Origin of the sequence: Promicromonospora sp. MS192 (assembly GCF_049532985.1) — a bacterium.
Lineage (GTDB): Bacteria > Actinomycetota > Actinomycetes > Actinomycetales > Cellulomonadaceae > Promicromonospora.
In genome coordinates this window covers 1,866,165-1,887,652 of record NZ_CP186693.1, presented here as the reverse complement: position 1 = coordinate 1,887,652, position 21,488 = coordinate 1,866,165, and the positions used below count along the sequence as shown (strand labels likewise).

The 21,488-nt window shown below is 75.4% G+C and carries 21 protein-coding genes and 1 pseudogene; 9 read left to right on the top strand and 13 right to left on the bottom strand.

The window, feature by feature from the left end:
• Positions 1-17: 17 nt before the first annotated feature.
• Positions 18-2,339, top strand: a complete 2,322-nt coding sequence (locus tag ACO229_RS08450; RefSeq protein WP_423464545.1) for a glycoside hydrolase family 3 C-terminal domain-containing protein — start codon at positions 18-20, stop codon at positions 2,337-2,339.
• A gap of 46 nt (positions 2,340-2,385) precedes the next feature.
• Here ACO229_RS08450 and ACO229_RS08445 read toward each other — a convergent pair whose 3' ends face one another.
• From ACO229_RS08445 to ACO229_RS08435, 3 genes are all read right to left on the bottom strand, one after another.
• Entirely contained in the window at positions 2,386-3,033 is a 648-nt protein-coding gene (locus ACO229_RS08445; RefSeq protein ID WP_423464544.1) for a TetR/AcrR family transcriptional regulator, read from the bottom strand.
• 36 nt (positions 3,034-3,069) lie between these two features.
• Positions 3,070-4,035, bottom strand: a complete 966-nt coding sequence (locus tag ACO229_RS08440) for a hypothetical protein (protein ID WP_423464543.1) — start codon at positions 4,033-4,035, stop codon at positions 3,070-3,072.
• A gap of 89 nt (positions 4,036-4,124) precedes the next feature.
• The gene (locus ACO229_RS08435) at positions 4,125-5,165 is read right to left on the bottom strand and encodes an N-acetylmuramoyl-L-alanine amidase (protein ID WP_423464542.1); all 1,041 of its coding nucleotides are present in this window, start codon (positions 5,163-5,165) and stop codon (positions 4,125-4,127) included.
• A 100-nt stretch (positions 5,166-5,265) separates the two neighbouring features.
• On the opposite strand from ACO229_RS08435, the gene ACO229_RS08430 reads away from it, so the two are divergent.
• Entirely contained in the window at positions 5,266-5,616 is a 351-nt protein-coding gene (locus tag ACO229_RS08430) for a GntR family transcriptional regulator (RefSeq protein ID WP_397433780.1), read from the top strand.
• Between the two features lie 5 nt (positions 5,617-5,621).
• Here the strand turns inward: ACO229_RS08430 and ACO229_RS08425 are convergent, their stop codons facing one another.
• The gene (locus ACO229_RS08425) at positions 5,622-6,563 is read right to left on the bottom strand and encodes a D-2-hydroxyacid dehydrogenase family protein (protein ID WP_423464541.1); all 942 of its coding nucleotides are present in this window, start codon (positions 6,561-6,563) and stop codon (positions 5,622-5,624) included.
• 127 nt (positions 6,564-6,690) lie between these two features.
• On the opposite strand from ACO229_RS08425, the gene ACO229_RS08420 reads away from it, so the two are divergent.
• Positions 6,691-7,494: a DUF899 family protein gene (locus ACO229_RS08420; RefSeq protein ID WP_423464540.1), complete on the top strand. Its 804-nt coding sequence runs from the start codon at positions 6,691-6,693 to the stop codon at positions 7,492-7,494.
• An 866-nt stretch (positions 7,495-8,360) separates the two neighbouring features.
• Positions 8,361-9,356, top strand: a complete 996-nt coding sequence (locus ACO229_RS08415; protein ID WP_423464539.1) for an alpha/beta fold hydrolase — start codon at positions 8,361-8,363, stop codon at positions 9,354-9,356.
• Positions 9,357-9,371: 15 nt separating this feature from the next.
• Here the strand turns inward: ACO229_RS08415 and ACO229_RS08410 are convergent, their stop codons facing one another.
• Positions 9,372-9,833 carry a hypothetical protein gene (locus tag ACO229_RS08410; protein WP_423464538.1) on the bottom strand — a complete coding sequence of 154 codons (462 nt, stop codon included), beginning with the start codon at positions 9,831-9,833 and terminating at the stop codon, positions 9,372-9,374.
• Between the two features lie 101 nt (positions 9,834-9,934).
• Here ACO229_RS08410 and ACO229_RS08405 point away from each other — a divergent pair, with 101 nt between their 5' ends.
• Positions 9,935-11,167: an FUSC family protein gene (locus ACO229_RS08405; RefSeq protein WP_423464536.1), complete on the top strand. Its 1,233-nt coding sequence runs from the start codon at positions 9,935-9,937 to the stop codon at positions 11,165-11,167.
• Between the two features lie 36 nt (positions 11,168-11,203).
• Positions 11,204-11,626, top strand: coding sequence for a hypothetical protein (locus tag ACO229_RS08400; protein ID WP_423464535.1), 423 nt, complete (start codon positions 11,204-11,206; stop codon positions 11,624-11,626).
• Positions 11,627-11,632: 6 nt separating this feature from the next.
• On the opposite strand, the gene ACO229_RS08395 is transcribed toward ACO229_RS08400, so the two are convergent.
• From ACO229_RS08395 to ACO229_RS08375, 5 genes are all read right to left on the bottom strand, one after another.
• Positions 11,633-12,439 carry an SDR family NAD(P)-dependent oxidoreductase gene (locus ACO229_RS08395; RefSeq protein ID WP_423464534.1) on the bottom strand — a complete coding sequence of 269 codons (807 nt, stop codon included), beginning with the start codon at positions 12,437-12,439 and terminating at the stop codon, positions 11,633-11,635.
• Positions 12,436-13,332, bottom strand: coding sequence for an NADP-dependent oxidoreductase (locus ACO229_RS08390; protein ID WP_423464533.1), 897 nt, complete (start codon positions 13,330-13,332; stop codon positions 12,436-12,438). Before ACO229_RS08390 ends, ACO229_RS08395 begins: the two co-directional genes overlap by 4 nt.
• 79 nt (positions 13,333-13,411) lie before the next feature.
• On the bottom strand, positions 13,412-14,626 hold the full coding sequence (locus ACO229_RS08385) for a YibE/F family protein (protein WP_423464532.1): 1,215 nt from the start codon (positions 14,624-14,626) through the stop codon (positions 13,412-13,414).
• 63 nt (positions 14,627-14,689) lie between these two features.
• The gene (locus ACO229_RS08380) at positions 14,690-15,115 is read right to left on the bottom strand and encodes a nitroreductase/quinone reductase family protein (RefSeq protein WP_397417806.1); all 426 of its coding nucleotides are present in this window, start codon (positions 15,113-15,115) and stop codon (positions 14,690-14,692) included.
• Positions 15,115-15,912, bottom strand: coding sequence for an SDR family NAD(P)-dependent oxidoreductase (locus ACO229_RS08375; protein WP_423464531.1), 798 nt, complete (start codon positions 15,910-15,912; stop codon positions 15,115-15,117). Before ACO229_RS08375 ends, ACO229_RS08380 begins: the two co-directional genes overlap by 1 nt.
• A gap of 114 nt (positions 15,913-16,026) precedes the next feature.
• Between ACO229_RS08375 and ACO229_RS08370 the strand changes: the two genes are divergently transcribed.
• On the top strand, positions 16,027-16,662 hold the full coding sequence (locus ACO229_RS08370; protein WP_423464530.1) for a TetR/AcrR family transcriptional regulator: 636 nt from the start codon (positions 16,027-16,029) through the stop codon (positions 16,660-16,662).
• A 4-nt stretch (positions 16,663-16,666) separates the two neighbouring features.
• Here the strand turns inward: ACO229_RS08370 and ACO229_RS08365 are convergent, their stop codons facing one another.
• Entirely contained in the window at positions 16,667-17,497 is an 831-nt protein-coding gene (locus ACO229_RS08365) for an HAD family hydrolase (RefSeq protein WP_397433795.1), read from the bottom strand.
• 87 nt (positions 17,498-17,584) lie between these two features.
• The gene (locus tag ACO229_RS08360) at positions 17,585-18,343 is read right to left on the bottom strand and encodes an SDR family NAD(P)-dependent oxidoreductase (protein ID WP_423464529.1); all 759 of its coding nucleotides are present in this window, start codon (positions 18,341-18,343) and stop codon (positions 17,585-17,587) included.
• Between the two features lie 236 nt (positions 18,344-18,579).
• On the opposite strand from ACO229_RS08360, the gene ACO229_RS08355 reads away from it, so the two are divergent.
• Complete coding sequence (locus ACO229_RS08355) at positions 18,580-19,050, top strand: GNAT family N-acetyltransferase (RefSeq protein ID WP_423464528.1); 471 nt, start codon at positions 18,580-18,582, stop codon at positions 19,048-19,050.
• Positions 19,051-19,229: 179 nt separating this feature from the next.
• Positions 19,230-20,393 (top strand): annotated as a pseudogene (locus ACO229_RS08350) (Cmx/CmrA family chloramphenicol efflux MFS transporter); the annotation flags it as partial.
• Between the two features lie 153 nt (positions 20,394-20,546).
• On the opposite strand, the gene ACO229_RS08345 reads toward ACO229_RS08350, so the two are convergent.
• Positions 20,547-21,452 (bottom strand): LysR family transcriptional regulator, encoded by a 906-nt coding sequence (locus ACO229_RS08345; RefSeq protein WP_423464527.1) that lies wholly within the window; start codon positions 21,450-21,452, stop codon positions 20,547-20,549.
• Between the last annotated feature and the right edge of the window lie 36 nt (positions 21,453-21,488).

The following is a 21,488-nucleotide window of genomic DNA, read 5'->3' as shown; positions in this document are numbered from 1 at the left end:
CCGGCAGAGGGAGCGCCATGACCGACACACCCACCGTCCCTCCGACCGGCCGCGCGTTCGACGTCGAGCACGTGCTCGCCGGGCTCACGCTCGAGGAGAAGGCGTCGCTCCTGTCGGGCCTGGACTTCTGGACGACGCAGCCCGTCGACCGCCCGGAGGTGGCCGTACCCGGCGTCATGGTCACCGACGGCCCGCACGGGCTGCGCAAGCAGGCGGACTCCCCCGACCACCTCGGGCTCGGCACCTCGGTACCCGCCACCTGCTTCCCCACCGCCGCGACGCTCGGCTCCACCTGGGACCCGGACCTGCTGCGCCGGATCGGCGCTGCGCTGGGCCGCGAGACGCGCGCGAACGACGTCGCCGTGCTGCTCGGCCCGGGGATCAACATCAAGCGCTCGCCCCTGAACGGGCGCAACTTCGAGTACCTCTCGGAGGACCCGGTGATCTCGGGCGAGCTGGGCACCGCACTGGTCGAGGGCGTCCAGTCCCAGGGGGTCGGCACGTCGCTGAAGCACTTCGCCGCCAACAACCAGGAGGCCGACCGCATGCGCGTCTCGGCCGACGTCGACGAGCGCACCCTGCGCGAGATCTACCTGCCCGGGTTCGAGCGCGTCGTCAAGCGGGCGCAGCCGTGGACCGTCATGTGCTCGTACAACAGGATCAACGGCGTCTACGCCTCGCAGAACCACTGGCTGCTGACCGAGGTGCTGCGCGACGAGTGGGGCTTCGAGGGGCTCGTGGTGTCCGACTGGGGTGCGGTGCGCGACCGGGTCGCGGCCGTCGCCGCCGGGCTCGACCTGGAGATGCCCGCCAGCGGCGGGCGCCGGGACGCCGAGGTGGTCGCCGCGGTGCGTGAGGGCCGCCTGGCGCAGGACGTGGTCGACGTCGCCGCACGGCGCGTGCTGCGTATGGTCGCCCGGGCCCTGCCCGCGCTGGACGCCCCGGGCACGTACGACGCGGACGCCCACCACGCCCTGGCCCGCGAGGCCGCCGCGGCAGGGACGGTGCTGCTGAAGAACGATGTCGTGCCCGGCCCGGCCGGCGCCCACGGCGCACCGCTGCTGCCGCTGGCCACGCCCGCCGACGTCGCCGTCGTGGGCGAGCTGGCCCGGACGCCGCGCTACCAGGGCGCCGGTTCCTCGCAGGTCAACCCGACCCGGCTGGACGACGCCCTGTCCGCGCTGCGGGCGACGACCGGCGCGGACGTGCCGTTCGCCGCCGGCTACACGGTCGACGGCGCCGACCTCGGCTCGGGGACCGACGAGGCCGCGCTGCGCGCGCAGGCCGTGGAGGTCGCGCGGGACGCCGGCACGGTGCTGGTGTTCCTCGGCCTGCCCGCGTCCTACGAGTCGGAGGGCTTCGACCGCACGCACCTCCACCTGCCCGCGGGCCAGGTCGCGCTGCTGGAGGCCGTGTCCGCCGTCAACCCGCGGGTCGTGGTGGTGCTCGCGAACGGATCGGCCGTCGCGGTGGCGCCCTGGCAGCACCTCGCGCCGGGGCTGGTCGAGGGCTGGCTCGGCGGCCAGGCGGGCGGCTCCGGCGTCGTCGACGTGCTGCTCGGCGCCGTGAACCCGGCCGGGCGCCTGGCCGAGACGCTGCCGCTGCGTCTGGCGGACACCCCGTCGTACGGCAACTTCCCGGGCGAGCTCGGGCACGTCCGCTACGGCGAGGGCGTCCTGGTGGGCTATCGCTGGTACGACGCGCGGCAGGCCGACGTCGCCTACCCGTTCGGGCACGGGCTGTCCTACACGACGTTCGCGTACGACGGCGTGGCGGCCGAGGTGCTGCGGCCCGCCACGGCCGACGCCGGCGCCGTCGTCCGCGTGCGGGCTCGGGTCACCAACACCGGCGGACGCGCGGGCGCCGAGGTCGTGCAGGTGTACGTCGGCGACCCGGCCGCCCAGGTGCTGCGCCCGGAGCGCGAGCTCAAGGCGTTCGCCAAGGTCGATCTCGCCCCGGGCGAGTCCCGCGAGCTGGTCTTCGACCTCTCGGGGCGGGACCTGGCGTACTGGCACCCGGTGCTGCGCCGCTGGGTGGTCGAGGGCGGCGAGTTCGTGGTGTCGGTCGGCGCGTCCTCGCGCGACCTGCGCGGGGCGGTCACGGTGCAGGTCGACGGCGAGGACGTGCGCCTTCCCCTGGGGCCCCTGTCCACCGTGGCCGAGGCGATGACGCACCCCGTCGTCGGGCCGCGCGTCGAGGCGATGGTGCACGGCGGCGGCGTGGCCGAGGACATGCTCGGGATGATCGGCGACATGCCGCTGACCGTCGTGGCCGACTTCGGCATGGGCGGGTTCGACCAGGACGCGCTCGCTGCGCTCCTGGCGGAGGCCGACGGCTGAGCCGTGCTCGGGGCGGGATCCCGGAGCGACCTCCCGGCGCAGCGTCTCAGCGCAGGATCAGGTCCAGGTAGCCGCGCAGGTCGGCGGCCATGTCGACCCGCTCGGCGCCGGGCCGCTCCAGGGACAGCAGCCACTGGACCTGCAGCCCGTCCATGAGCGCCACCACGGTGCGCGCCGCCTGGTCCGGGTCCACCCCGGGAGCGAGGCCGCCGCGCGCGGCCCGCTCCCGCAGGTGCCGCGACTGCTCCTGGAGGATGCGCGCGTACCGCCGCTGGAAGTACTCGTGGGCGGGGTGGTCGGGCGAGGTCGCCTCGGTGGCCAGGCTCGCGAACAGCTCGACGAGCGGGCGTCGCAGCCGGTTGCGCTCCACCACGTGCAGCAGCGCCTCGAAGTAGTCGGTACCGCGCTCGACGTCCTGGGCGAACAGCTCCTCGTCGACGGCGTCGCGGTACTCCAGCACCGCCTCCAGCAGCGCGACCTTGGTCGGGAAGTGGTGCAGCAGCCCGGGGTGGGAGATGCCCACGCGGGCCGCGATGTCCCGCAGGGACGCGCCGTGGAACCCGACGTCGGCGAACACGAGGATCGCGGTGCGGATGATCTCCTGCTGCGTGGCCCGCCCGCGGGCGTACCGGCCGCGGGCGGCGCCCGGCGCGCCCCCGGCGGCGTCGGCACTGGTCTGGGCGCTGACGGACATGCCACCAAACTACCCCGGCCGGTGCCGGCCGGGACGTCAGGCCAGGCGGGCCGACAGCGTCAGCTCCTGGCCGACGTCGAGCCGGACGTCCGCGAGGCGGACGCCCTCGGGCAGCTGCGCACCCAGGTCGATGTCCTTGCTGGTGGCGGCCTCCACCCGGCCCCTGACGGTGCCCAGCAGGGCCGCCACCAGCGGGTTGCCGCTCGCCAGCTGCACGTCCCGTACCGCGAGCACCATGTCGGCGCTCACGCTGACGGACGCCGTCGCCTGCACCCGCGCGGAGAGGAACACGCCCTTCTTGACCGCCGCGTCGATGCGCACCGTCGCCGCGCGCGGCCCGGCCGAGACCAGGTCGACGTCGAGCGCGGTGAGGGTGACGCCCTGCTGCAGGAGCACGACCGCCAGGATGCCCCGTGCCGTGGCGACCAGGCCGTCCTTGTCGACCGAGACGCGGGCGTGCCCGGAGACGGGGTGCGCGCCCGAGGGTTCGACCAGCTGGGCACCGACGCGGCCGTCGGCACCCTCGACCCAGTCGAAGCGCAACCCCTCGAGCTCCGCGGTGACGTCGACCGGCAGGTCGACCACCACGAGCCGGTGGGCGTCCACCCGGACGCGGCGCAGGGTCGCCGGCTCGCGCCGGACCACGTCGGGCTGCCAGCGCGGGCCCTCCGGTCCGGCGGCGCCACCGGCCGCCTGCGGCGCGTCGAGCCGCACGACCACGCCCGTGAGGTCGATGTCCGCCGATGCGACGTCCGCACCGTCGAGCTCCGCCGTGATCGACGCCCGCTCCAGCCCCACGACACGGCCGCCCAGCTCGGCCGCGAGCGCGGCACGGATGCGGGCAGCCAGGTCGGCACCGTCGGCCGGACGGGGTGCCGAGCCGAGCGGCACCAGGTCCGGCACGGGGACCGGCACAGCGGCCGACGCGGGGTCCGGCACGGGGGCCGGCACCGGGTCGGGCGTCGTCGGCAGGGCAGAGGCGGGACGGGCGGCGTCGGTCATGGACGCGACACTATCCGCCGCCACCGACAGGCGCCGAGCCGCGCCGCCCGCCGCCCGGGCCCCGGCCTTCGCTCAGACCCTGTCCCCGCTCAGACCCGCCCGGCGTTGAGACGCCGCTGGAGGGCCATGACCGCCCGGGAGTCGCGGGAGATGACGCCGTCGGCCGGGGTGCCCAGGTAGGTCTGGAGGGCGCGGATGGTCTGCGGTCCGATCTTGCCGTCCCGCTGCCCCGCGGGCATGCCGACCCGGGCCTGGAGGGCGGCGATCACGCGGGAGCCCTGTGCGTCGGACACCCACCGCCAGCCGGTGGTCAGGCCCGGGTTCCGGTCCCGCCAGACGATGCTCTGGGAGGAGACGACGCCGTCCGCGGTGGTACCGAGCTCCTGCTGCAGGCGCCGGGTCGTGGCCGAACCCCACGCGCCGTCGACGACGAGACCGCCGGGCTCGCCCGGGCTGGGCGGGGTGGAGCCCTCCCCCGCGCGGATGTCGTCGAGGCGGGCGTAGACGTACCGGCCGGGGCAGGCCGTGGCCTTGACGTCGCGGTGCCCGTACAGCGGCGCGCCCTGGGTCCACCAGCGGCCCTTGCCCTCGCCGTAGATGGCGGCCGCGGTGGAGATCTGCGCCGCCGTCGGGCGGCTGGTCTCGTAGTTGCCCGCGAGGCAGATGGAGCGTGCGGTGCTGTTCCGCCCGCCGGTGTGGGTGCCGCGGCGGTTCCAGCTCACCCCCTGGTAGGCCCGGCCGGACGGGAAGACGATCACGTTGTACGAGATGCCGGTGCCGAACCGCGACTGGCCCACGCTCTCCAGCGCGCGCATCTGCTCCGCCTCCGCGGCGACGCTCGCGTCCGGGGAGAGCTGCGCCGTGACGGAGTGGTGCACGAACACCTCGACGGCAGGGCCGGTCAGCGTCAGGTCGCCGTCGGGGTACCGGGCGCCCCACGAGGCGCGCGACGCGATGCTCACGGCGGCCAGGGGCGTCGCCGCCGGTTCCGGCCCGGGTGCGGCCTGCGGCGTCGCGGTCGGCTCGACGTCGTCGTCGGTCACGAGAATCTCCCCCGCGGGCTCGTCGTCCGTGCCGAGCACCTCCAGCACGGTCCCTTTGTCGTCCCTGATCTCGTAGAACTCAGACATGGCGCCCCCAAACTCCATATATGTCCTAGATGTCTGCCATCGGCCCATGTCTACCACCGGGTGAAGTGCAAGGCGACCCCCCACTTGTAGGGTTGCGGGCGTGATCCGCATCGACGCAGACTCCCCCGTCCCGCCGTTCGAGCAGGTGCGCACCGCGCTCGCCCAGCAGATGGCGGACCGGACGCTGCCCGTCGGCACCCGCCTGCCCACGGTCCGGGCGCTCGCGGCCGACCTCGGCATCGCGGTCAACACCGTGGCCCGTGCCTACCGGGAGCTGGAGGCGGCCGGTCTCGTCGAGACCCGGGGCCGTGCGGGCACCTTCGTCAGCGCCGCCGGGGACCAGCGGCTCGCCCTGGCCCAGGAGGCGGCCGGCCGGTACGCCGCCACGGTACGGGCTCTCGGGATCGGCCGGGCGGAGGCGCTGGAGATCGCCTCGGCGGCGCTGGGGTAGCCGGGCTAGGTGAGCACGCGCACCGGGCTGCCCGCCGCCCACGCCGCGACGTCCTCGACGGCCTGCCGGTAGAACGTGGTGTAGGTGTCCTCAGTGACGTAGCCCAGGTGCGGCGTCAGCACCGTGCGCGGCGCGGACCGCAGCGGGTGGTCAGCGGGCAGCGGCTCCGTGTCGTACACGTCCAGGCCCGCGCCGCCGATCCGGCCGGCGTGCAACGCCTCCAGCAGCGCCTCGGTGTCGACCAGGGGGCCGCGCGAGGTGTTCACCAGGATCGCCGTCGGGCGCATGCGCGCGATCTGGGCGCGGCCCACGATCCCCGCGCTGCGCTCGCTGAGCTTGTAGTGCACCGTGACGACGTCGGCGGTGGCGAACAGCTCGTCCTTCGGCACGGCCCGCGCGCCCGCCGCGGCAGCGACCGCCGGGTCCAGTCTGGTGCTCCAGGCGATCACGTCCATGCCGAACGCCGCCCCGATGCGCGCGACCTGCGCACCGAGCCGCCCCAGGCCGACGACGCCGAGCGTGCGCCCTGCCAGGTCCGTGCCGATCGTGTGCTGCCAGCCGCCCGCACGCAGGCGCGCATCCTCCTGCGGCACGTGGCGCGCGACGGCCAGGATCAGCGCCCAGGTCAGCTCCGGCGTGGCCGACGACGGCGACTCCGTACCGCACACCACCACGCCGCGGTCGCGGGCGGCGGCCAGGTCGATCGACGCGTTCGCCGGACCCGTCGTGACCAGCAGCCGGAGATCGGGCAGCAGGTCCAGGACCGCGGCCGGGAACGGCGTCCGCTCGCGCATCGCGACGACGACGTCGCACCCGGCCAGGGCCGCCGCGAGCGCCTCCGGGCCGGCCAGGTGCTCGGTGAGGAACCGGACCTCGGCGTCGAGGGAGCCCCAGTCGGCGAGACGGTGTGCGACGTTCTGGTAGTCGTCGAGGACGGCGATGCGCATGCGACTCACCCTACGGCGACGTGTCGATCCGGCCGGGGTCCGCTCGTCGTGGTCATGAAGGGCGATGACTTCCGCGAGCGCGGACCGTCGGTATCCCAGGAATGCTGTCGAGGCGAAGGAGAGCATCATGAGCACCACCCACGAGGACCACGCCCACCACACCGGCGCCGCCCCGGAGGCTGCGGCCGCCGTCCCGCCGGTCGTCGACCGGGCGACCTGGCAGGCCGCGCGCGACGAGCTGCTGGTCCGCGAGAAGGCGCACACCCGCGAGGGCGACGCGATCGCCGCTGCGCGACGCCGCCTGCCGATGACGGAGGTGGACGGGGGCGCCGTCGTCGTGGGACCGGACGGACCCACGACGCTGCTCGACCTGTTCGCGGGCCGCGAGGAGCTGGTCCTCTACAAGCACATGTGGCACCCGGGCGAGCCGTTCGAGAACCAGTGCGAGGGATGCACGCTCACGTACTGGGCGGTGCAGGACCCGGCCTACCTGACGGCCCGCGGGGTGTCGTTCGCGGTGCTCGCGAAGGCGCCCTGGCCCGAGCTCGCGCCGTTCGTCGAGTTCATGGGCTACCCGAGGCACTGGTACTCGGTGCTCGACACGGACGACGACGTGCTGTCCGGTGGGGACTTCGGCACGTGGCTGTGCTTCCTGCGCCGGGGCGGGCGGACGTTCCTCACCAACAGCGTCACCGGGCGCGGGGCCGAGGCGACGATGCCCGCGCTGGCGCTGCTCGACATGACGGTCCGCGGGCGCAAGGAGGCCTGGCAGGACTACCCCGAGGGGTGGCCGGCCGGGGGTCTGCCGGGCTGGTTCTGGCGGGCCGACGAGAGTGGCGCGGGGAACAGCTGGTCCGGGGGGCGCCCGACGATCCAGTGGGGCCGTCCGGGCGCGACGCCGGTCGCGGCGGGCGGGGGGCATGTGCACTGAGGGGGTGCGGGGGTTCGGGGGTTGCGGGGGTTCGGTGCCGGGGGCGCCATGGGCCCTTGCCCGGCTGGTGCGTCGGTATTCGGTCCTGTGGTGGTCGGCGGGTTCGGTCCGGTTCGGTGCTGGGCCGGCATGCTCGGTCCGGCGGTGGGCCGGCGGCACCCGTGTTCGGTCTGCTGCTCAAACGGCTCACCCCGGTTCGGTCCGTTGCTGGGTCCACGTGCCCCGGGTTCGGTCCTCCGCTCAACCGGCATCCCCGGACTCGGTCCATTGCTCGACCGGCACACCCCGTTCGGTCCAGTGCTGAGCCCGCCTGCCCCGGACTCGGTCCTCCGCTCAACCGGCATCCCCGAACTCGGTCCATTGCTCGACCAGCACACCCCGTTCGGTCCAGTGCTGAGCCCGCCTGCCCCGGACTCGGTCCATTGCTGGGCCAGCGTGCCCCGGGTTCGGTCCAGTGCTCGACCAGCACACCCCGGTTCGGTCCGTTGCCTCGAGATCGGTCGATCATTGGACCGATCTCGAGGCAAGCGACCGAACTCCGGATGCGGGGTGCAGCGACCGACCGATCTTGAGGCGGTCCGGGTCGGATCGCAGCGCGTTCCCGCACCCGCGCCCGAGCCGGTGCCTGCACCCGCACCTGCACCTGCGCCCGCTCCTGCGCCCGCTCCTGTGCCTGCTCCCGCTCCTGTGCCTGCTCCCGCTCCGGCTCCTGTGCCTGTGGCCTGTGGCCTGTGGCCTGTGGCCTGTGCCTGCACGCTGCCAGTCCCCGGCAGAGCGACCCGGCGCCGTATGCGGTCAGCGGATTCTCGCCGCGTGTCGCACCACGACGGTGCCGGTGCGGTCGCCCGCTCGGCATACTTGCGCCGATGACCATCGCACCGCAGCACCCGGTCCACCACGTCGAGATCCGGCACACCACCGTTCCGCACACGCAGGCACCGCACACGCCGACCCGGCACACACCAGCCCCGCACCCGACCAGCGCCGACCCGGACACCGTCCTACGCCTGGCCTACCGCGAGGCAGGTGATCCGGCCGCGCCGCCGCTCCTCCTGCTGCATGCTCTCGGCGAGAGCTCGCTGTCGTGGGATCCCCTGCTGGACGACCTTGCGGCACTCGGCCACCGGGTGCTCGCGCCCGACGCACGTGGCCACGGGGACAGCGGCCGGCCCGGGCAGTACTCGTACGAACTGATGACGGCGGACACGCTCGCGTTCTGCGCCGCGCTCGAACTGCACTCCGCGCCCGGCCCGGACGCCGCGCTCGGACTGCACTCCGTGCCCGATCCGGACTCCACGCCCTATCCGGACTCCACGCCCGGGCTGAGCTCCACGCCCGGGCCGGACCTCGCACGCTGGCCAGTCCCCGGCCCGGCCTCCGCACCGGGCGGGCTCGCCGTGGTCGGGCACTCGATGGGTGCGGTGACGGCCAGCCTCGTCACCGCCGCTCTGGAGCGCGCCACCAGCCCCGCGGCCGGCACGATCCCGGCTCCTTCCGGCGCACCCGCCCGCGTGACGCGTCTCGTGCTGGAGGACACCACCGTGCCCCGCCCAGGCGGTGCCCGGTTCGAGCCGTTCGACGAGCCCGGCCACCCGGTGCCGTTCGACTGGCCGCTCGTCAACGCGCTGCGTGCCCAGCGCAGCGACCCGGACCCGGCCTGGTGGGCGGACGCGCTGCGGATCCAGGCGCCGGTGCTGGTGGTCGCGGGCGGGCCGGACAGCAGTGTCGACCAGGCGGACCTGGTCCGGTTCGCCGACGAGGTCGCCGACGGTCGGCTGGCAGAGATCCGCGTGGGACACATGGTGCACGACGAGGACCCGGAGGAGTTCCTCGCCGTGGTGGGCGAGTTCCTGCGGCCCTGAGCGGCGCCACCGCCGTCAGTCCTCGACGGGCCCCCGGCTCGCGCGCACCCCGGGGTGCAGCATGACGGTCACGCCCACCAGCACGGACAGGATGTGCAGGGCGCGCACGGCCGGGAACAGCGGTGACGTGCCGGCGTCGAACACCGTGGACCAGGAGGCGCCGTCGGCCAGGGCGGCGGCCATCGGGACCAGCATCGAGGCCAGGCCGACGCCACCGAGGCCGAGCAGGAGGGCCCACCACGCCCACCGATGGCCCCGGGCGAGGTACCAGGCGCAGGTCAGCGCGGTGGCGAAGACGGTGCCGCGCACCGCGACCTGGGCGAGGAGGCCGCCGTCCAGGCCGGTGGTGCCGGCGATCGAGGTGACGGCCAGGATCGCCTCCGCGATCCCCGCCAGCACGGCGAGCGTGAACGCGCCCGCCGCGACCGTGCGGAGCGGGCGGCCTGTGACCGAAGCGTGCGACATGGTGGATTCCATGTATCCATGCTGGTCAGAAGGCCGCCCGCCGACCAGGTGGCTGTCCTCCGTCCCGGCGGTGGGGTTCTCCCGACCCCGTCACGTGGGAGGATGCGAAGGACATGAGTTCCCGCCCCCTGCTCCCCCACCTGCGCCGGATGCTGCATGTGGGACCGTACGGCGGCGAGCTCCCCGTGGCCCTGCGGGCCGCGGCCTCCGTGGCGCTGCCGATGCTGGTGCTCTGGGCCACGGGGCATCTCGACTGGTCGCTGTACGCGACGTTCGGCGCGTTCACCAGCCTGTTCGGACGCACGGTCCCTCTCCGTCCTCGCCTGGTCATGCAGGTTCAGGCGGCTGCCGTGCTGGTCGCGTCGGCGCTGGCCGGCACCCTGCTCGCGGTGCTCGGCGCGGCCGTGCCGGGCACTGCCTGGCTGGTGGTGCCCGTCGCCGCGCTCTGGGCGGTCGTGGTGGCAGTCCTGTCCCACCGGCTGCGCTGGCACCCACCCGGGCCGCTCTTCCCGATCTTCGCGCTCGGGGCCTGCTCCTCCGTGCCGGCCGAGCCCGGCACGCTGGTCGTGGCCCTGGCGGTCGCGGCCGCCGCCGCGGCCTTCGCGCTCGGGCTGACCGCCGTCTGCGCGCCGTTCGAGCGCGGCGGCGCGACCACCGCCGCACCGGCGCACGCGGCACCCGCAGCGCCCGCAGCACCCTCCGCGCCCGCAGCGCCCACGGCACCCACGGCACCCACGGCACCCACGGCACCCTCCGCGCAAGATGCACCTGCTCCGCAGGATGCACCGACCGCGCAGGATGCACCTACCGCGCAGGATCCCCCGGCCACCCCGGACCCGCCCGCGGCCCCGCCCCGGTCGACGCCGCCGCCTCCCGGACCGGCGTGGACCCTGCCGCACTACGTGGTGCGGTACGGCGTCGGTGTGGCTGTCGCCGGCGGGATCGCGACCGCCGTCGGGCACCCGTACTGGGCCATGGTGGCCGCCGTGGTCCCGATGGCCGCGCCCGACGCCGCCGGACGGCTGGTGCGCGCGGCCCAGCGGCTGGCGGGAACGCTGGTCGGGGTGCTGATCGCCTGGGCGTTGCTGGCGGCCGGACCGCCGCCGCTCGTGGTCATCGCCGTGGCCGCGCTGCTCCAGGCGGGCGCCGAGCTCTGGGTGGGCCGCAACTACGCCGTCGCGATGCTGTTCATCACGCCGCTGGCGCTGTCCATGACGCACCTGGCCCACCCCGTGCCGGTGGGTGGTCTCGTCGGCGAGCGCGCGCTGGACACGCTGATCGGCGTGGTGGTGGCCGTGGCGATCACCCTGCTCACCCACGAGCGCCGGCAGGACGCGGCGGACTGAGCGGGTCGGCGGCCGCCGGGTGCGAGACTTGCCCGCATGCGTGACGACGAGTGGGCCGGGCGCCGGGCCGAGGCCGTCCGGGTGCAGGCCGAGCGCCTCCAGGCCCGGCAGGACGCGGAGCACGAGCGGGCCGAGGCCATGCTGCGGCAGTTCACGGCCGCGGCACGGACCGCCGGGCTGCCGGCCGAGGCGCTGCTGGTGCGGGGGTACGGCGGCCGCGGCACGGCGCGCACGCCGCTGCGCGGCTGGTACCTGCGCGTGGACCGTAGCGCCGGCCTGAGCACCGACGGGGACTTCTACGTGCTCACCGCGCCCCTCGGCCTGCTCGACCGGGTGCGCGGCCTGCGCCCCGAGCCGAGCCGTCCGCCGCTGACGCTCGGCGCGGGCGGCAAGGACGGCGAGTCCGTGCCGCTGGCCGACGCCCTGGAGCGGCTGCTGCCGGGGTGGCAGACGCGCTGAGCGCCCTCACCCCGCCGACCGCCCCAGCCCTTCCCACCGCCGCCACCCGGCCAGACGCTCCTCGGTGAGCGGCAGCACGGCGTCGGCCGCGAGGTCGCCCACCAGGATCCGCAGCGGTGGCTCGTCGGCGTCCACGACGGCGAGCACCACGCGCGCGACCTCCTCCGGCGTCGACGAACCGGGCGGGTGCCAGGCCGCGGCGCGCAGCGCGTCGTAGGCGGGAAGGGGCGTGGCACGCACCGCGGACTCGTCGCGCCACGCGGTGTCCACGGGGCCCGGCTCGACGAGCGTCACGTGCACCCCGAACCCCGCGACCTCCTGGGCCAGCGACTCCGACAGCCCCTCCAGCGCCCACTTGGACGCGCTGTACCCGCCGAGCCCGGGCCAGGCCGCCACGCCGCTGGAGCTCGACACCTGTACCACGTGGCCCGAGGCCTGCGCCCGCAGCACCGGCAGCACGGCCTGGGTCACGTGGAGCACGCCGAGCAGGTTCACCTCGAGCTGGTCGCGCAGCTGCGCGGGCGTGATCTCCTCGACGTAGCCGAACAGTCCGTACCCGGCGTTGTTCACCACCACGTCGAGGCGCCCGAACCGGTCCGTCGCAGCGCCCACCGCCGCGGCGGCCTGGTCGGCGTCGGTCACGTCCAGCCGCAGCGGCGCAACGGCATCGCCGTGCTCCGCCACCAGGTCGTCCAGCACGCGCGGGTCCCGCGCCGCGGCCGCGACCCGGTCGCCCCGGGCGAGGGCCGCCCTCGTGATGGCGTGGCCGAGCCCCCGTCCGGCGCCGGTCACGAACCAGACCCGCCGCGTCATGGGACGAGGACCACCTTGCCGCCCGCGTGACCGCCGTCGACCAGCTCCTGCGCGCGGGCCGCCTCGGCCAGCGGCAGGACGGCGGCCACCGGGACGGACACCTGGCCGCGGGACACGAGCCCCACCAGCTCCGCCAGGTCGGCGGACGACGGCTCGGAACGCTCGGAGAACTCGACGCCCAGCGCGTGCGCCGCGGGGTCCGTCAGGGTGAGCACCCGGTCGGTGCCGCCGCGCAGCTCGATGCTGTCCGGGAGCACGCCGGCGCCGGAGGTGTCCAGCACCGCGTCCACGACCGGCACGAGGGCCCGCACCCGGTCCACCAGGCCCGGGCCGTAGGTGGTGGGCGTGGCACCGTAGGCCGCGACGCGCTCCTGGTTCGCCGCCGACGCCGTGCCCACCACCCGTACGCCCGCCGCCACGGCGAGCTGCGTCGCGAGCCCGCCGACGCCGCCGCTCGCGCCGTGCACCAGCAGTGTCTCGCCGGACCTCACACCGAGGATGCGCAGCGCGCGCCGGGCCGTCTCGCCGACCACCGGCAGGGCCGAGGCCTGGACCGGGTCGACGCCGTCGGGCACGGCCGCCCACCGGTCCAGGACGGCGAGCTCCGCGGCACCCCGGCTGGTCCACCCCGTGACCCGGTCGCCGACGGCGACCCCGGCGGCGCCGTCGCCCACCTGGTCGACCACCCCGGCCACCTCCAGGCCCGGCACGCCCGGGAGCGCCGTGGTGAACACGGACTCCATGGCGCCCGAGCGGACCTTGCCGTCGAACGCGTTCAGGGGCACGGCCTCGACCCGCACCCGCACCTGGCCCGGTCCGGCCGCAGGCTCCGGGACCTCGCCGACGTGCAGCACCTCGGGGCCGCCGAACCGGTCGAAGACCACTGCTCGCATGGGGTGTTCCTCTCGTCGCGCTCGTGCTGTCCGAGGCAGGCAACCGGCGGGTGCCCGCCCGTGTTCCCGCCCGGCGCCGCTACGTGGTCCGCGGGGCCCCGGCCGCCCACGCCTCGGACACCGGTGCCATGAGGTCCGGGTCGGACGGCTCGGCCGGCGGCGGCCCGTCGGGCGCGGGCCCGGGCACGGTGAGCGTCGCGATCGCGGTCGTGACCGGGATGGCCAGCACGAGGCCGATCGAGCCGACCAGGGTGCGCACCACCTCCTCGGCGATCTCGCCCGAGCTCAGCGCGGTGGCGGGTGACTGGTCCACCAGCCAGACCATCATGAGCAGCGGCAGCGCGGCGCCCACGTAGGCGAACGCGATCGTGTAGACGGTCGAGGCGATGTGGTCGCGCCCGATCCGCATGGCGCTGGCGAACAGCTCGGCCCGCGACGCGCCGGGCGCGACGGCCCGCAGCTCCCACACGGCGGAGGCCTGCGTGATGGTGACGTCGTTGAGCACGCCCATCCCGGCCAGCACGATGCCGCACAGCGCGATGCCGTGCAGGTCCGCGGCCGGCGCGCTGGACGGCAGGAACGAGGACGCCTCGTCGGTGGTGCCCGTGATCTGCGCGGCGCCGGCCGCCCACGCCGCGATCCCCGCGGTCAGCGCGAGGCCCACCAGCGTGCCGAGCAGCGCGGTCGAGGTGCGCGCCGACAGCCCGTGGGCCAGGTACAGGGTGACGAACATGACCAGCGACGAGGTCACCAGCGCCACGCCGAACGCGTTCTGCCCGGCCAGCAGCGCGGGCATCGTGAAGCCCAGCAGCACCACGAACGCGAGCCCGAGGCCCGCCATCGCGGCGAGCCCGCGCCAGCGGGCGACGAGCAGCACCACCAGCGCGTAGGCGATCGCGAGCAGCGCGATCGGCAGCTCCCGCTGGAAGTCGAGGAACACCAGGGGGTCGACGCCGGGCTGGGCCACCCCGGAGATGTCGACGGCGGTGATCCGGTCGCCCTCGGCGAGCGGAACGGACGGGCCTGGCGACTGGAGGTGCGAGTCCGAGCCGTCCGCCAGCTCCACGGGGATGCTCCCGGTGACCGGGTCCGCCGGACCGGACACCGTCACGTCCACGAACGAGGTGCCCTCGGCCTTGGCCGGCACGCGGTCGGGCACGTCGGCCGCGTCGGGCCAGAGCAGCCACAGGCCCGCCAGCGTCGCGAGCAGGGCCGAGACCAGGATCATGACCAGGAAGAACGTGGTCCGGGGCGTGGCAGGACCGGGCGTACCGTGCGAGGGAGCGTGCGCCATGCGGACATCCTGACCCAGGTCCGCGCCGGGGGCGCGGCGAGCCGCCGGGCGTCGTGCCTGGCGTCACGCCCCGGGACCGTCGGCGAACGTCACCTCCACCAGACGGCAGCGGCGCACCCAGTCCTCCAGGTCCACGGGCTGGTCCAGATGGCCCGGGTTGGCGGGCTGGTTGAGGTCGGCGACGATGTGGGCCAGCACCCTCCGGCGCTCCGCCTCCTCGGTGACCGGCCGGGCCGTGGCGGGCAGGTCCGCCCGCACGCCGTGCTTGAGGTGGAACGTGAGGGCCGGTTCGGCGACCAGGTTCACGTACCAGCTCGGCCGGTCGACCGTGCCGCTGCACAGGTAGGTGCGCCCGGCCACGTGGTAGAAGAAGATCTCGATCCGCCGGGGCAGGCCGGTACGGCGCCCGGTGGTCGTGACGTCGACGATCCGCTGCCGGGTCGTGGCCGCGGGCGTGATCTCGATGGCGCGCCGCACCGCCTCGTCCATCAGGCCGCCTCCTCGTCGGGCGCGGGCGCGTACTTCAGGGCCGGGCCGAGCAGCAGGCCGCCGTCGACCACGAACTCCGAGCCGGTGGCGTACGCCGCGTCGTCCGACGCCACGAACAGCGTCAGCCGCGTGACGTCGCCGGGCTCGCCCACGCGCGGCACGGCGAACGGCTCGGGCGTGTAGGCGTCGGCGATCGGCGCCGCCCCGGGCGCGGCGGGCTCCGTGATGAACGCCGTGGCCACGGCGCCGGGGTGCACGGAGTTGACCCGGATGCCGTCGCGGCCCAGCTCCAGGGCCGCGGTGCGGGTCAGGCCGCGCAGCGCCCACTTGCTCGCCGTGTAGGCGGCGAAGTACGGCGTGGCGGTGTTGCCCATCGTCGAGGCGATGTTCACGATGGCGCCTCCGCCGCCCCGCCGCATCGACGACGTCACGGCGCGGATGCCGAGGTACTGCCCCGTCAGGTTGACGTCCAGCAGGCGCCGCCAGTCGGCCGGCTCCGTGTGCTCGACCGTGGCGGCGGCCTGCGCCACGCCGGCGTTGTTGACGAGCACCGACACCGGGCCGAAGCGCTCCTCGGCGGCCGCCACGGCCGCCGCCCACTGCTCCTCGTCGCGCACGTCCAGCGTGACCGACAGGGCCCGCTCCCCCAGCTCCGCGGCCAGCCGCGCGCCCCGCTCGGGGTTCCGGTCGCCGATGACGACGGCGGCCCCCTCCCCGTGGAAGGCGCGCACGTGGCTCACGCCCATGCCGCCACCCGCACCGGTGACCAGCACCGTCCTGTTCTCGAACCGCCGCACGGCACGTCCTCTCGTCAGGTTCCGAGTCATTCGACTCGCAACTCGCTCGACGCTACGCCGGCGGGCGGTTGTGAGTCAAGTGACTCACCTCGCCGCTTCGGGCATGATGGGTGCATGGCGACAGGGACGGGCGCGTACCACCAGCAGCTCGCGGAGCAGAAGCACGCCGCGATCATCGACGCCGCGACCCGCCTGTTCATGGCCCACGGCTACGCGGGGACGTCGCTGGCGCGGGTGGCGCAGGACGCGGACGTGTCCCGGGCCACCCTGTTCAAGCAGTTCCCCACCAAGGCCAGCCTGTTCGAGGCGGTCGTGACCCGGCAGTGGAGCGCGGCGGATCAGGACCGCACCGCACCCGGGACCGGCGACCTCGCCCACGGCCTGCGCGTGTACGGCCTGCGGTACGCCGCACTCATGTCGCGGCCCGAGATGGTGGGCCTCTACCGCATGGTGATCGCGGAGATGCCGCGCTTCCCGCAGATCGCGGACACCCAGTTCGAGACCGGCAAGATGCCGTTCTTCCGCCAGGTGCAGGACTACCTCCGGGCCGAGCACGACGCGGGCACCGCCCGCGTGGACGACACGCTCCTGGCCGCGGCGAACTTCCTGGGCATGATCGGCAACTACGTGTTCTGGCCGCGCCTCATGGTGACCGGCTGGAACCCGACCCGGGCCCAGGTCGAGCACGCGGTCGAGGAGGCGGTGACGACGACGGCCGCCCGCTACGGCGTCCCCTCAGCGGGTCGCTAGACGCTCAGCGCCGCAGGAGCACCTCGTGCAGCGCGGCCGCCGCGCCGTCCTCCTCGACCGTGCCCACCACCCGGTCGGCCGCAGCCCGCACGGTCTCGGGCGCCTGCCCCATCGCGATGGACGTGCCCGCCCACGCGAGCATCTCCAGGTCGTTCTCGCCGTCGCCGACCGCGAAGGTCCGGCCCGGGGCCACCCCGAGCGCCTCGCGCACCTGCTCCAGCGCGGTGGCCTTGCTCACGTCCGGCGCCGTGACGTCCACCCAGTCGACGCGGACGGGATGGGCCGTGACCCCGGCCGCCCGCAGCGCGGGCACCAGCCGCTGCGCCCACTGCCCGTGCACGACCAGCCGGGGCGTGGGCCGCGCCCACAACCCTGCGGGGTCGTCGACGACCTCCTCGTACCCGGCCAGCTGCCGGGCCGGGAACCGGTCGGTGACCCGGTACCCGGTGCCCACCACCTCGGCGGCGATCCGCAGGTCCGGGCGGGTCCGGGCCACCAGCCGGCACACGGCCTCCGCGTCCAGCGTCACGACCTCCGCCACGGTGAAGCCGTCCGGGTGCAGCCGGGCCCGGACCGCGCCGTTCGCCGCGACCACCCACCCGTCGCGGACGCCGAGCTGCCGGGCCACCTGCACCGCCCCGACCAGCGAGCGGCCCGTCGCGACCACCACGTGGTGACCCGCCGCGCGCACCGCGGCGACCGCGTCGAGCACGGCCGCCCGGGGCGGCCGGCCCGGTCTGGCCAGCGTCCCGGTGACGTCGCAGGCGACGAGCGCGGGCATGGAGCCCGGCTCGCGGGACAGTGCTGCAGTGGCCCCGGAGGCGGTCGCGGTCACGATATTCCCCTGGTGATAGGCGATATGCCCTATCTTTACCGATACTGGGACATTTTGGAACGTGCGTCCCAGGGCGCGGACCGGTGGCTACAGGTTGAACCCGCCCGACACCTCGATGTCCTGCGCGGTGACCCAGCGCGCGGCGTCGGACAGCAGGAACGCGATGACGGCACCGACGTCGTCCGGCTCGCCCAGACGGCCCAGCGCGGTGCGCTCCACGAGCGGCGGGATCACCTCGGGGTACTTCTCGAACGCGTCCCCGCCGAGCCGGGTGCGTGTCGGCCCGGGCGACACGGAGTTCACCCGGATGCCGCGACCGCTGAGCTCCTTGGCGAGGTACCGGCTCAGGACCACCACGGCACCCTTCATCGACCCGTAGGCCGAGTACCCCTCCGAGAGCCCCGCCGTGCCCGCGGAGCTGCTCGCGGTGTTCACGATCGCGCCGCCGTCGGCGATCAGCGGCAGCAGGGTCTGCGTCAGCAGGTAGGGCCCCTTGAACAGCACGCGGTAGGTGCGGTCGAGCAGCTCCTCGGACAGCTGCGCGAACGGCGTGCCGCCGCCGAATCCGGCGTTGTTCACGAGGCCCGTGACCTGCCGCTCGCCCCAGGTGGCGGCCACGGCCTCCACGATGGCGGCGCGGAACGCGCCGAACGTCGCACTGTCCCCCACGTCCAGCGGGAGCGCCACGGCGGTACCGCCGGCCTCCTCGACGAGCCGCACGGTCTCCCGGGCGCCCTCTGCGTTCGAGTTGTAGGTGACGACGACGCCCGCACCGCCCTGCGCGGCACGGACCGCGGTCGCCCGCCCGATGCCCGAGCTGGCCCCGACGACGATGGTGATCTGCATGTGCTGCCCTCTCACGAGTTGTCCGATGCTGCCGGCCGAGCCGGCTCCGAGCCCGCGGGGCGTCGCCCCGGCTCGTCCACCAGTCAAGGCGATCCCGGGGCCCGACGGCGACGGCGTTCCTCGCGCATCCTTGCCTGATCCTGCTCGAATCTCGGCTGCCCTCGGCTGCCCTCGGTTGGCCCTCGCCCGGCCCTCGACTGGCCCTCGACCGGCCCTCGACTGGCTAGGATCCCGGTGTGCTCCACCCCGCGACCCCGGACGACCTCGACGACCTCGCCGCCTTCCTGCGCGCCGCCGACCTCACCGTCGCGGCCCTCGCCGAGCCGGCCGTGCGGCTCTGGCTCGACCGCGACGACGCCGGGGCGGTGTGCGCCAGCACGGGCTTCGAGCTGGGCACGGACGGCGAGCACGCACTGGTGCGCAGCGTCGCCGTCCGCCCCGACCTGCGCGGCACCGGCAGCGGGCTGCGCCTGGCCCGCTTCGCCCTGGACCGGGCCGCCGACGCCGGCGCCCGCCAGGCCTGGTTGTTCTCCCGCCGCTCGGGCGGCTTCTGGCAGCGGCTCGGCTTCGAGCGCACCACCACGGACGCCCTCGCGGCCGCCCTGCCCGACGCCCACCAGGTGCTCCTGTTCCGCAGCACGGGACAGCTCGACCGCGAGACCGCGTGGCACCGCCCGCTGCCCGTGCGTGCTAGGTTCGCCGCATGAGGTCTCCCGAAGCGTCCAGGCCAGGGCTGCCGGTACTCCGGTAGCCCGAGACGCCCCAGCAGAGACCGGCGAGGCCAGCCCTCGCCGCACCGCTCCTTCTTCCCGAGCGGACTCGCGCGCGCCCGAAGGGCCCGTAGTGCCGACCAGGCCTACCCGTTTCCTCATCCTTCGGAGTCTTCGTGCCATCACTGCTGTACGTGCTCGCTGTCGCGGTCTTCGCGCAGGGCACCTCGGAGTTCGTCCTCGCCGGACTGGTCCCCGGCATCAGCGCCGACCTCGGCGTCCCCGTCGCCCAGGCCGGATACCTCACCTCGGGGTTCGCCGTCGGCATGGTCGTCGGCGCCCCGCTCACGGCCGCCGTCGGGCGCCGCCTGCCGCCACAGTGGACCCTGACCGCCTGCCTGCTCGTCTTCGTCGGTGCCCACGTCGCGGGCGCCCTGACCGAGAGCTTCGGCGTGCTGCTCGCCACCCGGTGCGTCGCCGCCGTGGCCAACGCCGGGTTCCTCGCCGTGGCGCTGTCGACCGTGCCCCGCGTCGTCCCGGCCGAGCGGCAGGCCAGGGCCCTGTCGGTGATCCTCGGCGGCACGACGCTCGCCCTGGTCGCCGGCGTCCCCGCGGGCGCGCTGCTCGGCGAGGTGTGGGGCTGGCGCTCGGCGCTGTGGGCCATCGCGGGGGTGTCGGCGGCGGCCCTGGTACCCGTCGCCGCCCGGACGCCGGGCCGGAGCGACCGCACGCCGCACGCCCGACCGGACCTGCGGGCCGAGCTCCGTGCGCTGCGCTCCCCGGGCCTGCTGCGGGTCCTCGCGCTCGGGGTGCTGGTCAACGGCGCGACCTTCTGCGCCTTCACCTACCTCGCGGTGGTCGTCACGGACGGCGCCGGACTCGCCTCCGCGCTGGTACCCGCCGTGCTCGCCCTCTTCGGCCTCGGCGCCTTCGCCGGGATCGGGGTCGCCGGCCGGTTCGCCGGCACGCACGGCAGGCTGCTGCTCGGCGTGGCCGGACCCGCCCTGCTCGCGGGGTGGGTCACGTGGACGGCGCTCGCCGCGTCCCCGGTCGCGGCGTGGGTGCTCGCGCCGGTCCAGGGGGCGCTGTCCTTCGCCGTCGGCGGCACGCTGATCGCCCGCGGCATGGCGGCGGCCCACGACGCCCCCACGATGGGCGGCGCGTACTCGACGGTCGCACTGAACCTCGGGGCGCTCGCCGGCCCCGTGCTGGGCGGAGCCGCCATCGCACCGCTGGGCCTCGTGGGACCCCTGGCGGTCAGCGCGGCGCTGGCCGCCTGTGCGGTCGCGCTCGGCTCGGCGAGGCTCGGCTCCGCAACGCCCAGGGCCGCAGCCCAGCCCTCCGCCACCCCGGGGACCCCGGGACCCGCCACCCTGAGCCCCGCCAGAGACCGCAACCACCCGCAGCCCTGACCACGACGCCCTCGCGGACCGACCATGCGTCTGCTGCCAGGATTCGCCCCGTCCTGGCAGCAGACGCATGGTCGGTCCGCTCTACAGGGAGGTCCACCGTCCCGCCGCCTCGCCCAGCCGGTCCACGACCGCGGCGCGGGCCGGGTCGGGCGGCGCGTCCCGCGCCACGGCCAGGTACAGCGTGTTCAGCGGCGCCGCCTGGGGTTCGTGCAGCAGCACCACGCGTCCCGCCTCCAGGGCCGGCGCGGCCAGGTAGCGCGGCAGCACCGAGACCCCCGCCCCGGCGGCCACCGCGGCGAGCACGGCCCGCAGGTCGGGCACGACGAGCGACGTCGCGTTCGGTGGCCGGCGACCGAACTCGCTGCGCCAGTACCGCCGCACGATCGGGAGGTCCTCCGCGTAGGCGACCAGCGGCAGGTGAGCCAGGGCCGGCACCGGGTCCGCGGCGAGCCGCACCTGGTCCACAGTGTGGGCGAGCGACGCCGGCCCGACGAGCAGGAACTCCTCGTCCACCAGCGGCGTCGCCCGGACCGCCGCGTCCCGGGGCCGCACCGAGGAGACGACCACGTCCAGACGCCCCTCGGCCAGAGCGGCCAGCAGGTCGTCGCCCAGGCCGAGCATCGCCCGGACCTGGAGCCCCCGGGCCACGAGCGGCGCGAGGGCAGGGAGCACCCGCTCGGACATCAGCTCGGCCGCCCCGCCGATCCGGACGAGACCGCCGACGCCCGGCCCCTGGTCGCCGGTACCGAGCGCGGACCGCAGCCCGTCCACGTGCACGCCGACCCGGGCGGCGAGCGCCACGGCCCGCTCGGTGGGCCGGGCACCGCGGCCGGAGCGCACGAAGAGGGGGCCGCCGAGCCGTTCCTCCAGCCGGGCGACCTGGCCGGAGACGGCGGGCTGGCTCACGCCCAGCCGCTCGGCCGCCGCCGACAGCGAGCCGGTGCGGTAGACCTCCAGGAAGGTGGCCAGCAGGTCGAGTCCCGGCATCCGCACCACCTCCGCCGCTGACGTCGTCCGGCGTAC

Excerpts from the sequence above, each read along its gene's own strand:
- ACO229_RS08450 (WP_423464545.1), top strand. The coding sequence starts at position 18 with ATGACCGACACACCCACCGTCCCTCCGACCGGCCGCGCGTTCGACGTC.
- ACO229_RS08445 (WP_423464544.1), bottom strand. The coding sequence starts at position 3,033 with ATGTCCGTCAGCGCCCAGACCAGTGCCGACGCCGCCGGGGGCGCGCCG.
- ACO229_RS08440 (WP_423464543.1), bottom strand. The coding sequence starts at position 4,035 with ATGACCGACGCCGCCCGTCCCGCCTCTGCCCTGCCGACGACGCCCGAC.
- ACO229_RS08435 (WP_423464542.1), bottom strand. The coding sequence starts at position 5,165 with ATGTCTGAGTTCTACGAGATCAGGGACGACAAAGGGACCGTGCTGGAG.
- ACO229_RS08425 (WP_423464541.1), bottom strand. The coding sequence starts at position 6,563 with ATGCGCATCGCCGTCCTCGACGACTACCAGAACGTCGCACACCGTCTC.
- ACO229_RS08420 (WP_423464540.1), top strand. The coding sequence starts at position 6,691 with ATGAGCACCACCCACGAGGACCACGCCCACCACACCGGCGCCGCCCCG.
- ACO229_RS08415 (WP_423464539.1), top strand. The coding sequence starts at position 8,361 with ATGACCATCGCACCGCAGCACCCGGTCCACCACGTCGAGATCCGGCAC.
- ACO229_RS08410 (WP_423464538.1), bottom strand. The coding sequence starts at position 9,833 with ATGGAATCCACCATGTCGCACGCTTCGGTCACAGGCCGCCCGCTCCGC.
- ACO229_RS08405 (WP_423464536.1), top strand. The coding sequence starts at position 9,935 with ATGAGTTCCCGCCCCCTGCTCCCCCACCTGCGCCGGATGCTGCATGTG.
- ACO229_RS08400 (WP_423464535.1), top strand. The coding sequence starts at position 11,204 with ATGCGTGACGACGAGTGGGCCGGGCGCCGGGCCGAGGCCGTCCGGGTG.
- ACO229_RS08395 (WP_423464534.1), bottom strand. The coding sequence starts at position 12,439 with ATGACGCGGCGGGTCTGGTTCGTGACCGGCGCCGGACGGGGGCTCGGC.
- ACO229_RS08390 (WP_423464533.1), bottom strand. The coding sequence starts at position 13,332 with ATGCGAGCAGTGGTCTTCGACCGGTTCGGCGGCCCCGAGGTGCTGCAC.
- ACO229_RS08385 (WP_423464532.1), bottom strand. The coding sequence starts at position 14,626 with ATGGCGCACGCTCCCTCGCACGGTACGCCCGGTCCTGCCACGCCCCGG.
- ACO229_RS08380 (WP_397417806.1), bottom strand. The coding sequence starts at position 15,115 with ATGGACGAGGCGGTGCGGCGCGCCATCGAGATCACGCCCGCGGCCACG.
- ACO229_RS08370 (WP_423464530.1), top strand. The coding sequence starts at position 16,027 with ATGGCGACAGGGACGGGCGCGTACCACCAGCAGCTCGCGGAGCAGAAG.
- ACO229_RS08360 (WP_423464529.1), bottom strand. The coding sequence starts at position 18,343 with ATGCAGATCACCATCGTCGTCGGGGCCAGCTCGGGCATCGGGCGGGCG.
- ACO229_RS08345 (WP_423464527.1), bottom strand. The coding sequence starts at position 21,452 with ATGCCGGGACTCGACCTGCTGGCCACCTTCCTGGAGGTCTACCGCACC.